Source organism: Streptococcus sp. FSL W8-0197 (assembly GCF_037963785.1).
GTDB classification, from domain to species: Bacteria; Bacillota; Bacilli; order Lactobacillales; family Streptococcaceae; genus Streptococcus; species Streptococcus oralis_CQ.
In genome coordinates this window covers 1,879,806-1,893,570 of the sequence record NZ_CP150168.1, presented here as the reverse complement: position 1 = coordinate 1,893,570, position 13,765 = coordinate 1,879,806, and the positions used below count along the sequence as shown (strand labels likewise).

General features: G+C 43.2%; 12 protein-coding genes and 1 riboswitch. Of the genes, 11 read left to right on the top strand and 1 reads right to left on the bottom strand.

Translation table 11 applies throughout. From position 1 onward, the window contains the following. Positions 1–945, bottom strand: a complete 945-nt coding sequence (locus NYE79_RS09285; protein ID WP_000815616.1) for a magnesium transporter CorA family protein — start codon at positions 943–945, stop codon at positions 1–3. A gap of 136 nt (positions 946–1,081) precedes the next feature. Between NYE79_RS09285 and uvrA the strand changes: the two genes are divergently transcribed. From uvrA to NYE79_RS09230, 11 genes are all read left to right on the top strand, one after another. Further along, a complete protein-coding gene (uvrA, locus tag NYE79_RS09280) occupies positions 1,082–3,913 on the top strand; it encodes an excinuclease ABC subunit UvrA (protein WP_339293699.1) in 2,832 nt (943 codons plus the stop codon). Next, positions 3,906–4,967, top strand: a complete 1,062-nt coding sequence (locus tag NYE79_RS09275; protein ID WP_339293698.1) for a Xaa-Pro peptidase family protein — start codon at positions 3,906–3,908, stop codon at positions 4,965–4,967. The genes uvrA and NYE79_RS09275 overlap by 8 nt, the downstream gene beginning before the upstream one ends. Before the next feature lie 53 nt (positions 4,968–5,020). Further along, a riboswitch (M-box (ykoK) riboswitch) is annotated at positions 5,021–5,172 on the top strand. A gap of 195 nt (positions 5,173–5,367) precedes the next feature. After that, complete coding sequence (gene mgtA / locus NYE79_RS09270) at positions 5,368–8,028, top strand: magnesium-translocating P-type ATPase (RefSeq protein WP_000858867.1); 2,661 nt, start codon at positions 5,368–5,370, stop codon at positions 8,026–8,028. Between the two features lie 134 nt (positions 8,029–8,162). After that, the gene (gene spx, locus NYE79_RS09265; RefSeq protein WP_000591165.1) at positions 8,163–8,561 is read left to right on the top strand and encodes a transcriptional regulator Spx; all 399 of its coding nucleotides are present in this window, start codon (positions 8,163–8,165) and stop codon (positions 8,559–8,561) included. Between the two features lie 66 nt (positions 8,562–8,627). After that, a complete protein-coding gene (locus NYE79_RS09260) occupies positions 8,628–9,197 on the top strand; it encodes an SP0191 family lipoprotein (RefSeq protein WP_084944290.1) in 570 nt (189 codons plus the stop codon). Positions 9,198–9,283: 86 nt separating this feature from the next. Continuing rightward, positions 9,284–9,550, top strand: coding sequence for an IreB family regulatory phosphoprotein (locus NYE79_RS09255; RefSeq protein ID WP_000507059.1), 267 nt, complete (start codon positions 9,284–9,286; stop codon positions 9,548–9,550). Positions 9,551–9,553: 3 nt separating this feature from the next. Continuing rightward, positions 9,554–9,973: a Holliday junction resolvase RuvX gene (gene ruvX / locus NYE79_RS09250; protein ID WP_002876031.1), complete on the top strand. Its 420-nt coding sequence runs from the start codon at positions 9,554–9,556 to the stop codon at positions 9,971–9,973. 15 nt (positions 9,974–9,988) lie between these two features. Next, the gene (locus NYE79_RS09245) at positions 9,989–10,294 is read left to right on the top strand and encodes a DUF1292 domain-containing protein (RefSeq protein ID WP_000017624.1); all 306 of its coding nucleotides are present in this window, start codon (positions 9,989–9,991) and stop codon (positions 10,292–10,294) included. Between the two features lie 310 nt (positions 10,295–10,604). Continuing rightward, positions 10,605–11,855, top strand: a complete 1,251-nt coding sequence (locus NYE79_RS09240; protein ID WP_216728613.1) for a Mur ligase family protein — start codon at positions 10,605–10,607, stop codon at positions 11,853–11,855. A gap of 90 nt (positions 11,856–11,945) precedes the next feature. Beyond that, positions 11,946–12,401: an SP_0198 family lipoprotein gene (locus tag NYE79_RS09235; protein WP_000853130.1), complete on the top strand. Its 456-nt coding sequence runs from the start codon at positions 11,946–11,948 to the stop codon at positions 12,399–12,401. Positions 12,402–12,585: 184 nt separating this feature from the next. After that, positions 12,586–13,737, top strand: coding sequence for an iron-containing alcohol dehydrogenase (locus tag NYE79_RS09230; RefSeq protein WP_000190390.1), 1,152 nt, complete (start codon positions 12,586–12,588; stop codon positions 13,735–13,737). The last annotated feature ends 28 nt before the right edge of the window (positions 13,738–13,765 follow it).

Genomic DNA, 13,765 nt, shown 5'->3' with positions numbered 1-13,765 from the left:
TTAGAACCATTTTTTATGGATGAGATAGAGAGTGAGCGAAACACTCATAGCAAAGGCGATAAAGACGATTAACCAGAAGGCATGAGGCTCACCGTTCAAAGGGATTTCATTATCCTTAAAGTTCATCCCGTAGGCTGAGAAGATCATGGTTGGGACAGACATAACGATGGTCACGAGAGCCAGGGTCTTCATGATGTTGTTCTGGTTATTGGAAATGATAGAGGCAAAGGTCTCTGTCATAGAGTGAAGGACATTTCCATAGATATCTGCCATCTCGATGGCCTGTTGGGTTTCAATCAGGGTGTCTTCGAGTAGGTCTTCGTCCTCTAAGTATTTTTTGATATTGCTGGTTGCACTGGTCAATTTCTTAATCACGCGCTCGTTCGTCTTAAGTGAGGCCTTGAAATAGACGATGGTCTTTTCCAATTCCATGAGTTCGATCAGTTCTTCGTTTCGAGTGGATTTGTGAAGTTGACTTTCGATCTGGTCACTCTTACGGTCAATCGAACGAAGGGCTGTCAGGTAAAGCTCAGCGTTGCGGTAGAGAATCTGGAAGATAAAACGTGAACGCATGAAGGTGTAAAAGTTGCGCAGTCTACGGTTGATAAAGACATCGAGAACTGGGAGGGGTTCCAAGCAGGTGGTGATAATGGTTTCCTCTGTGATGATAATCCCCAGCGGAATCGTAACGTAGTAGGTACGATTGTTTCTTTCCTCTGTGATGGGAACGTCTACGATGATCAAAGTGTACTCATCTTCGATGGTAATACGGGACATTTCTTCCGCATCGAGCGGTGCTCGAAGGTCGGCAATGTCAATGTCAAAGGCGTTGGCGATTTCCAACGATTCATTTTGTGTAGGATTGACGAGGTTGATCCAAGTACCCGGTTCAAGCGTGTCGATCTCTTTAAATTCAGTTGTTGTTGAGAGAAAAACTTGTTTCATATCCCCTATCCTTTCCTACTATTCAGTGATTCATTTTTTGCACCGTACTATTATACTATAAAAACAGCTTTTTGGGTAATAGAATTTCACATTTTTTGGTATAATGGAAAGCAATAATGGACTAGAAAGAACAAAGATGCAAGATAAAATTGTGATTCATGGGGCACGTGCCCATAACTTAAAAAATATTGATGTGGAGATTCCGCGAGACAAGCTGGTTGTTGTGACTGGTTTGTCAGGGTCTGGGAAATCCAGTCTTGCCTTTGATACCCTCTATGCTGAGGGCCAACGTCGCTATGTAGAGAGTCTATCAGCCTATGCTCGCCAGTTTTTGGGCAACATGGAAAAACCAGATGTAGATGCCATTGATGGTCTCAGCCCAGCTATTTCCATCGACCAGAAAACGACTAGTAAAAACCCTCGTTCGACCGTTGGAACAACGACTGAAATCAATGACTATCTGCGTCTCCTCTACGCACGTGTGGGGACGCCTTACTGTATCAACGGACACGGGGCTATCAAGGCTTCTTCTGTTGAGCAAATCGTGGATAAGGTCTTAGAATTACCAGAACGCCAACGTCTGCAAATCTTAGCTCCGGTCATTCGTAAGAAAAAAGGGCAACACAAGAGTGTCATTGAAAAGGTTCAGAAAGATGGCTATGTCCGTGTCCGTGTGGATGGGGAAGTCTATGATGTGACCGAAGTGCCAGAGTTGTCCAAGAGCAAGCAACACAATATCGATGTTGTGGTTGACCGTATTGTTATCAAGGAGGGCATTCGTAGCCGTCTCTTTGACTCCATAGAGGCTGCCCTTCGTATCGCAGAAGGTTATGTCATTATCGACACTATGGACGATTCTGAGTTGCTCTTTTCTGAGCACTATGCCTGTCCAGTTTGTGGTTTTACTGTTCCAGAGTTAGAGCCACGTCTCTTCTCCTTTAATGCTCCTTTTGGCTCATGCAGTGAGTGTGACGGTTTGGGCATCAAGCTGGAGGTGGATGTTGACTTGGTGGTTCCTGATACCAGCAAAACTTTGCGTGAGGGAGCCTTGGCACCTTGGAATCCTATCTCATCCAACTACTATCCAAACATGCTAGAGCAGGCCATGACAGCCTTTGGAGTGGATATGGATAAGCCTTTTGAGGACTTGTCAGAAGAAGATAAAAACTTGATTCTTTACGGGTCTGATGGCAAGGAATTCCATTTCCACTATGCAAATGAATTTGGCGGTGTGCGCGATATTGACATTCCTTTTGAGGGAGTTGTCAATAATATCAAGCGTCGTTACCATGAGACTAACAGTGACTACACCCGTACCCAGATGCGACTCTACATGAATGAGCTGACTTGTGGAACCTGTCATGGCTATCGTCTCAACGATCAGGCCTTGTCTGTCCGTGTGGGTGGTGAGCAAGGACCACATATTGGTGAAATCTCAGATCTGTCTATCGCAGACCACTTGGAGTTGGTGAGCCAGCTGACCTTGTCTGAAAATGAAGCGATTATCGCCCGTCCCATTCTCAAGGAAATCAAGGATCGATTGACCTTCCTCAATAACGTAGGTCTTAACTATCTGACCCTGTCACGTTCGGCAGGAACCCTATCAGGTGGAGAGAGTCAGCGTATTCGCTTGGCAACCCAGATTGGGTCCAATTTATCAGGTGTCCTTTATATCCTGGATGAGCCGTCGATTGGTCTTCACCAGAGGGATAATGACCGCCTGATTGCTAGTCTGAAAAAGATGCGTGACTTGGGCAATACTCTCATCGTGGTGGAACACGACGAAGATACCATGCGCGAGGCGGATTATCTGATTGACGTTGGTCCAGGTGCCGGTGTTTTTGGTGGCGAGATTGTTGCTGCAGGAACACCCAAGCAGGTGGCCCGTAATAGTAAGTCTATTACAGGCCAGTACTTGTCAGGTAAACGTGCCATTCCAGTACCAGAAGAGCGCCGTGCCGGAAATGGTCGCTTTATCGAAGTGACAGGTGCGCGTGAGAACAACTTGCAAAATATCACTGCTCGCTTCCCGCTAGGAAAATTCATCGCGGTGACAGGTGTATCAGGTTCAGGGAAATCGACCTTAATCAACAGCATCCTCAAAAAAGCCATTGCGCAGAAGCTCAATCGCAATTCAGACAAGCCTGGTAAATTTAAGACGATTACAGGGATTGAGCATGTAGACCGCTTGATTGATATTGACCAGAGTCCAATCGGGCGAACGCCAAGGTCTAACCCGGCTACCTATACGGGAGTTTTTGACGATATACGTGACCTTTTTGCCCAGACAAACGAAGCTAAGATTCGAGGCTACAAGAAGGGCCGTTTCAGTTTCAACATCAAGGGCGGTCGTTGCGAAGCCTGCTCAGGTGACGGGATTATCAAGATCGAGATGCACTTCTTGCCAGATGTATACGTGGCTTGTGAAGTCTGCCACGGGACTCGCTACAACAGTGAAACCCTAGAAGTCCACTATAAGGAAAAGAATATCTCGCAGGTTTTGGACATGACCGTCAACGATGCGGTGGAATTCTTCCAACACATTCCCAAGATTCAGCGTAAACTTCAGACCATCAAGGATGTGGGGCTGGGCTATGTAACGCTAGGGCAACCGGCTACCACCCTTTCTGGAGGAGAAGCTCAGCGTATGAAGTTGGCTAGTGAACTCCACAAACGCTCGACAGGGAAATCCTTCTACATTCTGGATGAGCCAACTACAGGGCTTCACACTGAGGATATCGCTCGCTTGCTTAAAGTCTTGGCTCGCTTTGTCGACGATGGGAATACTGTCCTCGTCATCGAGCACAATCTAGATGTTATCAAGACAGCAGACCATATCATCGATTTGGGACCTGAGGGCGGTGTCGGTGGTGGAACCATCATCGCAACAGGAACCCCAGAAGAAGTAGCGGCCAATGAAGCCAGCTACACAGGACAGTATTTGAAAGGAAAGTTACATCATGAATAAACGTGTGCAAGCATTTCTAGCTAAAATGCAAGAAAAAGAACTAGATGGTATCATCATCAACAACCTTAAAAACGTCTATTATTTGACTGGTTTTTGGGGTTCAAATGGAACAGTCTTTATCAGCCGTGACCGTCAGATTTTGGTGACAGACTCTCGCTATATCATTGCAGCTAAGCAAGAAGTGACAGGTTTTGAGATTGTGGCTGACCGCGATGAATTGGCTGTTATTGCAGGCATTGTTAAGGATATGGGCTTGTCTCGCGTCGGTTTTGAAGACGAGATTTCGGTCTCTTATTATCACCGTATGCAGGCAGCATTTGCAGGGATCGACTTGCTTCCACAGACTCAGTTTGTTGAAGCGCTTCGTATGATTAAGGATGAGGCGGAGATTGCGACTATTCGTAAGGCATGTTCTATCTCAGACCAAGCTTTTTGCGATGCGCTTGATTTTATCAAACCAGGAAAAACTGAGATTGAAATTGCCAACTTCCTTGATTTCCGCATGCGGGAGCTAGGAGCGGCAGGCTTGTCTTTTGATACCATTTTAGCAAGTGGTATCAACTCTTCCAAACCTCACGCCCACCCAATGCACAAACCGGTTGAAGCAGGAGAAGCCATCACCATGGACTTCGGCTGTCTCTACGACCACTATGTCAGTGATATGACACGGACCATCTACCTCGGTCATGTCAGTGACGAGCAGGCAGAGATTTACAATACGGTTCTGAAAGCCAACCGAGCTCTGATTGATCAAGCCAAGGCAGGGTTAGGTTTTCGTGAATTTGACAAAATCCCTCGTGATATTATCATCGATGCAGGCTATGGTGACTACTTTACTCACGGTATTGGACACGGTATCGGACTGGATATTCACGAAGAACCTTACTTTAGCCAAACTTCCAAAGAAGTCATTAAATCTGGTATGGTCTTGACTGATGAACCAGGCATTTATATTGAAGATAAATACGGGGTTCGTATTGAAGATGATATCCTGATTACAGATAACGGTTGTGAGTTATTGACACTTGCTCCAAAAGAATTGATTGTTATCTAAAAAATGAGATAAATCATTGACTTTTATATTTTAAAGGTTTATACTGATAGACGAAAACGGTAGGTGAGGCTACCATAGGGATACGGATGACTACCGCAAAGCAGTGGAGACACTACTCGTTGGTCAACAGTCCTGGTCGCGAAGGCCAAGACTAAGCTCATTACATCGCCCTATGGAGTTAAAGCTTGAACGAAAAAACAGATAACTAGTTTTTTAATCCTGCCATTTTATGGTGGGATTTTCTACTGTTTTAGAACAAGGAAAGGAGACAAACGATGCAAATTGACGATCATCCAGAACCGCACATACACAGCCAATCGCTGATTTGTGTCGTTCTGCCCTTATAAAGTGATTGGTCTCTGTGTATGAAACACATCATTCATACAGATAGGAGAAACCAATGAAAACTACAAAAGAAAGATTAGCAGTAGCTATTCACACACCTTTAAACGAAACTCTATCTTTTTATAAGACAAGTCTAACAGGCTTGACTGAGGAGCAGGTGGAGAAAAATCGTGACCTATATGGCGAAAACACCATCACCAAGGGTCAAGAAGACAGTATCTTCAAAAAGATTTACGAATCGATTATCAATCCATTTACAATCATCCTGTTGGTCATCGCTATGATTTCCATGGTGACCAATGTCTGGTTGGCGAAGCCTGGGCAAGAAGATCCGACGACCTCTATCATCATCGTCGTTCTCGTTCTAATCTCTGGTGGCATACGCTTTGTTCAAGAATTGCGGAGTGACAAGGCTGCGACCAATCTATCCAAAATGATTGTGAACACAGCCACAGTTATCCGCGAAGGCCAGAGTTTAGAGGTCGCAATTGAAGATTTGGTCGTTGGAGATATAGTCAAGTTAAGTGCTGGGGATATGATTCCAGCAGACCTCATTTTAATTGAATCACGTGATTTCTTTGTTCAACAGTCTGGTTTGACAGGTGAAAGTGACTCGGTTGAGAAACTAGCCTTGTCAAAAATGAGTCAGTCAAACTTTGATAGTCTGCTAGAAGCAGAAGCGCTCGCTTTTATGGGAACCAATGTGATATCAGGAAGTGCCAAGGCTTTGATTCTAGCGGTCGGTGATGACACCATGATGGGAGAAATCGAGCAGACTCTCAATACCTATGACGAACCAACCTCTTTTGAGCGGGAGATGAACAGTATCTCTTGGCTCTTGATCCGTTTGATGTTAGTCATGGTTCCCATCGTCTTTCTCTCCAATGGCTTGACAGATGGAGACTGGCTGGAAGCAGGTGTGTTTGCACTGAGTGTTGGTGTTGGATTGACACCTGAGATGCTTCCCATGATTATCACTGCTAGTCTAGCAAAAGGCTCCATTATCATGGCCAAGGAAAAAGTCGTCATCAAAAAACTCAATGCCATACAAGACCTAGGTGCTATTGATATCCTATGCACAGATAAAACCGGAACCCTTACCCAAGACGAAATTGTCCTTGAATATCCTTTGGATATACATGGAGATTTGGATTTATCTGTGTTGAGACGTGCCTATCTCAATTCCTATTTTCAAACCGGTTTGAAAAACTTGATGGACCGTGCCATTATCAGTAGAACTGAAAAAGAAGCTAAAGAACACGCTATTCTACAAAATTTGGATACTAGCTTCCAAAAAATCGATGAACTTCCATTTGACTTTGAACGTAGACGGATGAGTGTCATCGTCAAGGATGAAAACGAAGTTGTTAGTTTGGTAACCAAGGGTGCCCTAGAGGAAATGCTTGCGATTTCAACCCATGTGGAATATCAAGGTCAGATTAGCCCTCTGACGGATGATATCCGAGTGGAAATCTTAAAAGAAGTAGATCAACTTAATCAACAGGGATTGCGAGTCTTGGGAGTCGCCTATAAAACAGGCCTAAAAGAAGGTTTTGCTTACTCCGTTGAAGATGAAAAAGAGATGATTCTAACCGGATATCTTGCCTTTCTAGATCCACCAAAACCATCAGCAGCACCTGCTATCCAAGCTTTGTTAGAACACGGTGTTCAAACAAAGATCTTGACGGGAGACAATGAGAAGGTAACCCAAGCAGTATGCGAAAAAGTTGGTTTAGACGTTGATCAAATCTTGTTGGGTTCTGATATTGACGCTATGACGGACGAAGAATTGGCCCAAGCAGTTGAGAAAGTGACTGTCTTTGCCAAACTCTCTCCGGATCAAAAAGCACGAATCATTTTACAAATCAAATCGAATGGACATTGTGTCGGCTATATGGGAGATGGGATCAATGATGCCCCTTCTATGAAAGTGGCAGATGTGGGGATTTCTGTTGATACAGCAGTAGATATTGCCAAAGAAACGGCTGATGTCATTTTGTTAGATAAGGATTTGATGGTGCTTGAAAAAGGGCTGGTTGAAGGACGCAAAGTCTATGCTAATATGACCAAATATATCAAGATGACGGTCAGCTCTAATTTCGGGAACATTTTCTCTCTGCTAGTGTCTGGTATCTTTTTACCTTTCCTTCCTATGGCTCCGATTCACTTGATTGTGTTGAACCTCGTCTACGACCTTTCTTGCATTGCCTTGCCATTTGATAATGTGGATGAAGACTTTTTGAAACATCCTCATAAGTGGGAAGCTAAGTCTATTACTCGCTTTATGATTTGGATGGGTCCGATTTCTTCTGCCTTTGATATTTTGACCTTTATCTTACTCTATTTTGTCATTGTCCCAATGGCGACAGGTCAAGCCTATGCTCACGGAGCAGAGTCTGCAACGGGCTTTATTATTTTGTTCCAGACAGGTTGGTTCATTGAATCCATGTGGTCCCAAACCATGGTTATCCATATGCTCCGTTCAGCAAAACTTCCTTTCTTACAAAGTCGTCCATCATGGTTTGTTCTTGGGACAACCTTGCTAGCAGCTAGTTTTGTGACCTTCCTTCCCTACTCTTCAATTGCTAGCCTGCTTCATTTAACCCCTTTGGAACCAATTTATTTCCTCTTTTTGCTTTTGATTATCGTTCTCTATATGATAAGTGTTACAGTTGTAAAACGATTGTATATCAAAAAATTTAAAAGTTGGTTATAAATTGATTTTGTCAAGAAAAAAGTACGAAAATCGCGAAAAAAGTTAATTTTTTTTAAAAATAGGTCGCAAGTCGGATGTTTTTTATGGTATAATAGACTAAACTGATAGTAACATGTAGCGAAAGGGGTAGGTACATGATCAAAATTTATACAGTCTCAAGTTGTACTAGCTGTAAAAAAGCGAAAACCTGGCTCAATGCCCACCAGTTAAGTTATAAAGAACAAAATCTCGGTAAAGAAGGAATTACAAGAGAAGAGTTATTAGATATTCTCACGAAAACAGATAATGGAATTGCCAGTATCGTTTCGTCAAAAAACCGCTACGCTAAGGCACTTGGAGTTGACATCGAGGATTTGAGTGTCAATGAAGTGCTCAACTTAATCATGGAAACACCACGGATCTTAAAGAGTCCGATTCTCGTTGATGAGAAGCGCCTACAAGTCGGCTATAAAGAAGATGATATCCGTGCCTTCTTGCCACGCTCTGTCCGTAATGTAGAAAATGCAGAAGCACGTCTACGTGCAGCTCTATAAAACATCAAGGCTGGGAGTGACTCCTGGCCTTGTTTGCTCTTTTGTTTTAAAATCAAGTGAGGAATTATGAAAAAGTTACTAATTGCTAGTTTTGCTCTCCTCTTTTTGCTTGCGGGATGTGGGCAAAAAAAGGAAACCCCTGCTGCTTCAACAACAGCATCTGAGCCCATCCAATCAAACCTTCCCGTTTTGGACAATGCCGAAAAGAATACAGTTGTCACTAAGACCCTGTTGATGCCGAAGTCAGAAAATGGAACGCAGCAGATTCAGACCATTACCTATAAAGGCAATCAGTTTTTGACCTTGACCATCCAGCAAAAACGACCTGTCGGGGATGAACTCAAGACCTTTATCTCTGAAAATGGTCTAGAGGAGACGCAAAAAGCGCTTCTAGAAGCGGAAGAAAAGGATGAGACCATCCAAGAGGCACGCAAACTAGCAGGATTTACACTGGAAACCAAGCTACTCAGCGAGACAGAAATCCAGACGACAACGACTTATGATTTTCAAGTATTGGATGTCAAAAAGGCATCTCAGCTAGAATATTTAAAAAATATCGGTCTTGAAAATCTCTTAAAAAACGAACCTAGCCAATATATTGCAGATAGAGTGGCAAATGGGGCGACAGAACAATAGAAAATCCAAATTAATAGACTGACTTATTTGTAGAACGTCAGGGAATGTGCTATAATAGTACTATTCTAAGGAAAGAGGGTGTTAGAATGGGATTTACTGAAGAAACTGTACGGTTTAAATTGGATGATTCCAATAAGAAAGAAATTAGCGAAACATTGACAGATGTTTATGCTTCTTTGAATGACAAGGGCTACAATCCGATTAACCAGATCGTCGGTTATGTATTGAGTGGAGACCCTGCCTACGTTCCTCGTTATAACAATGCACGAAATCAAATCCGTAAGTATGAGCGTGATGAAATTGTTGAAGAATTGGTACGCTACTACCTAAAAGGACAAGGAGTCGATCTATAATCTATGAGAATTATGGGATTGGACGTCGGTTCAAAAACAGTAGGGGTGGCTATTAGCGATCCGCTCGGTTTCACCGCTCAGGGACTTGAAATCATCCAGATTAATGAGGACCAGGGCCAGTTTGGTTTTGACCGCATCAAGGAATTGGTTGACAGCTATAAGGTAGAACGCTTTGTAGTAGGTCTGCCTAAAAACATGAACAATACCAGTGGTCCGCGAGTAGAAGCCAGTCAAGCCTATGGTGCCAAGCTAGAAGAACTCTTTGGTTTGCCAGTAGACTATCAGGATGAGCGTTTGACAACGGTCGCTGCGGAGCGTATGTTGATTGAACAAGCAGATATCAGCCGTAACAAACGCAAGAAAGTTATTGATAAGTTGGCTGCTCAGCTGATTTTGCAAAATTATTTAGATAGAAAATTTTAAGACAGAGGAGAAACTATGTCACACGATCACAACCATGACCACGAAGAACGTGAATTGATTACACTAGTAGATGAGCAAGGAAATGAAACCTTGTTTGAAATTCTTTTGACCATCGACGGGAAAGAAGAATTTGGTAAAAACTATGTTCTGCTAGTGCCAGTTAATGCAGAAGAAGATGAAAATGGTGAAGTTGAAATTCAAGCTTACTCATTCATCGAAAATGAAGACGGAACAGAAGGCGAATTGCAACCAATTCCAGAAGACTCAGAAGACGAATGGAACATGATTGAAGAAGTCTTCAACAGCTTTATGGAGGAGTGATACAGTCTGGGAGACTGTATCAGCCCAACTCCCAGAAATTGGAGAGAGTTGGAACGTCCGGGGAACGTTTTTAGCCCAGTTCCTTAAAATAAGAGAGAACTGGTATGTCTGGGAGACTGTATCACCCCAACTCCTAGAAACTAGAAAGAGTTGGAACATCCAGTGGATGTTTTTAGCTCACGTTGAAATTCATAGTAGCTAGTGATTAGCTAACCAGGTAAGAGGTCGGGATTTTAGTCCCGACCTCGTTTTTTATTTGTAATCATACTTTGATGCGGTAGTTGATTGGACTTTTGTTAAGGAGACATGTATGTTTGAAGTAGAAAAATGGCTGCATAGTCGGATTGGTTTAAACTTTAGATCTGGACTTGGACGAATGCAGCGAGCTGTGGATTTGCTGGGGAATCCTGAGAAGACTTATCCTATTATCCACGTAACAGGTACTAACGGTAAAGGGTCAACTATTGCCTTCATGAGGGAGTTGTTTGTTGCTCATGGTAAAAAAGTTGGTACTTTCACCTCTCCTCATATCGTCAGTATCCATGATCGAATCTGTATTAATGGGCAACCGATTGCTGATGCAGATTTTATCCGTTTGGCGGAGCAGGTCAATGAGATGGAAAAGACGCTTTTGCAAACCTATGACCAGTTGTCCTTTTTTGAATTACTGACTCTGATTGCTTTGCTTTACTTTAAAGAGCAGGGAGTGGATATAGTTCTGCTAGAAGTGGGGATTGGTGGTTTGCTTGATACCACTAATGTCGTAACAGGAGAGATTGCAGTTATTACTTCCATTGGGCTAGATCATCAGGAGACCTTGGGCGATAGTCTGGAGGAAATAGCCGAGCAGAAAGCTGGTATTTTCAAGGCTGGCAAGAAGGCGGTCATTGCCAAGCTTGCTCCAGAAGCGGAGCTTGTCTGTCAAAAAAGAGCAAAAGAGTTAGCTGTTGAACTTTATCAAGCTGGGCGAGACTTCACCTTGAATGCTGGGGATTTTTCAAGTAAGCTAGCAAACTTTTCACAGCTTGAAATCAGTTTGGAAGGTGCTTATCAGCAAGAAAATGCCGCCTTGGCTTTAGAAACTTTTCTTATGTTTATGGCGTCAAGAGGTGAAAGGGTCGAAGAAGAGTTTGTCAGACGGGCTTTGAAGGAGACACATTGGGCAGGTCGATTGGAACGGATTCGTCCACAAATCTACCTAGATGGGGCTCACAATCTGCCAGCCTTGACTCGTCTAGTCGAGTTTATCCAAGGGAAAATCCAGCAAGGTTACCAGGTTCGCATCCTTTTTGGAGCACTTAAACGCAAGGATTATCAGGGGATGTTAGGCTATCTATCTAAGCAGTTGCCTGAGGTGGAACTTAAGGTAACAGGCTTTGACTACCAAGGCTCTCTGGATGAAAAGGATGTGGCGGGTTACGATTTGATTTCTTCCTATGGCGGTTTTATCAGAGAATTTGAAGAAAAGGCCAAAGATCAGGACTTGCTTTTCGTGACGGGCTCGCTCTACTTTATCTCGGAAGTCCGAGCGAGTTTGCAAGGAAGCGATGGGATTAGTTGACCTTCTAGGCTTAAGTTGTTATACTTGAGGTAGGAGGTATATCTGGAAACGATTCCAGCAAAACATTGGCACAAAAGAAAGGAAATCGCTATGAAAACGAAAACATTCACACTTTCTATTGCTTCCCTAGCAATTCTTAGTCTTTTAGCAGCTTGTGGACCTAAGGCACAAGCCCCTACCCAGCAATCTGCTCAGCAATCATCTTCTCAACAAGAATCATCTTCTAGCGCTGCGACAAGTGCTAGTCAACCACAGGCGTCCTCAAGTCAGGACACTACTGTAGCTCAACCTACGAATATCGATGGTACCTATACTGGAAAAGATGAGAATGACCAAATCACTCTTGTTGTAACAGGTAAAACTGGTACATGGACTGAGGTCGAGCCAGATGGAGATAAGGAAATCAAGCAAGTCAGCTTTGAACCAGAAAATCAACGTGTCATTATCGGTGATGATGTCAAAATTTACACGGTTAATGGTAATCAATTGATTATCGACGATATGGACCGAGAGACATCTGACCGAGTGGTATTAACTAAGCAATAATGATTAAGTAAAAGTTCCAATGAGATGAAATCCATCTTTTTGGAGCTTTTTTCTTGAAAAAGTGGCTGGCTGTTCTTTACTAACTTTTTACTTAAAACGCTTACAAATATTTGTAAAACTTCTTATAAGGTCGTATACTTATAGTAAATAATCAAATAGCGCAAAGGCGCAGGAGGAAAAGCATATGGCTACATTTTACGTTCCGGCAGTTAACCTTATTGGTAAAGGTGTTGTAAATGAAGTAGGTCCGTATATCAAGGAACTGGGGTATAAGAAGGCCCTTTTGGTGACAGATAAGTTCATCGAAGGTAGTGATATTTTACCCAAAGTCCTAAAACCGTTAGATGCTGAAGGGATCGAATATGTAATCTTTAGCGATGTGGAGCCAAATCCGACTTGCAAGAACGTCACAGACGGAGTGGCTGTCCTGAAAGAGCATGGATGTGACTTCATCATCAGTCTTGGGGGAGGATCTCCTCAGGATGCGGCTAGTTGTATCTCTATCATTGCTACAAATGGTGGCAAACCACAGGACTACGAAGGTCTCCACAAGTCTGCTAAAAAAGGCTTGCCAGTGGTTGCGATCAATACAACAGCTGGAACTTCTGCAGAAATCACCATTAACTATGTTATTACTGACGAAGAGCGCAAGGTCAAGATGGTAATGGTTGATAAGAATAGCCTTGCCCTTATCTCTGTCAATGATCCAGAACTCATGCTTTCAAAGCCGAAAGGATTGACAGCAGCGACAGGTATGGATGCTCTTACTCACGCTGTCGAAGCCTTGGTAACACCAGGTGCTTATAATGTGACCAAGAAACTTTCTATCGGAGCGATTGAACTCATCAAGGAGTATCTTCCTCGTGCTGTGGCAAATGGCCAAGATATTGAAGCGCGTGAGGGTATGGTCAATGCCATCTTCCTCGGTGGTATGAGCTTTAACAATGCTGGTTTGGGTTATGTTCATTCTATGGCTCACCAACTCGGTGCGGTATATAACTTGCCACATGGTGTCTGCTGTGCCATGCTTCTCCCAGTTGTAGAACGTGAAAATGCCAAGCGTGTACCAGAAGCATTCCGCAATGTAGCCAAGGCTTTGGGACTCCATGTGGAGGGGAAAACAGACCAAGAATGCGCTGACTATGCTATCGCTGAGATTGAGAAACTTTCTGAAACTGTTGGTATTCCGAAGAAACTCACTGAACTCGGTATCCAAGAAAAAGACTTTGACTTTGACTACCTTTCTAAGAATGCTTTGATTGATGCATGTGCGCCAGGCAATCCATTTATGCCAACTTTAGAAGAAACCATTGCTCTCTACAAAGAACTTTTTTAAAGACTAAGTAGAGTGGAAGGAACTTATT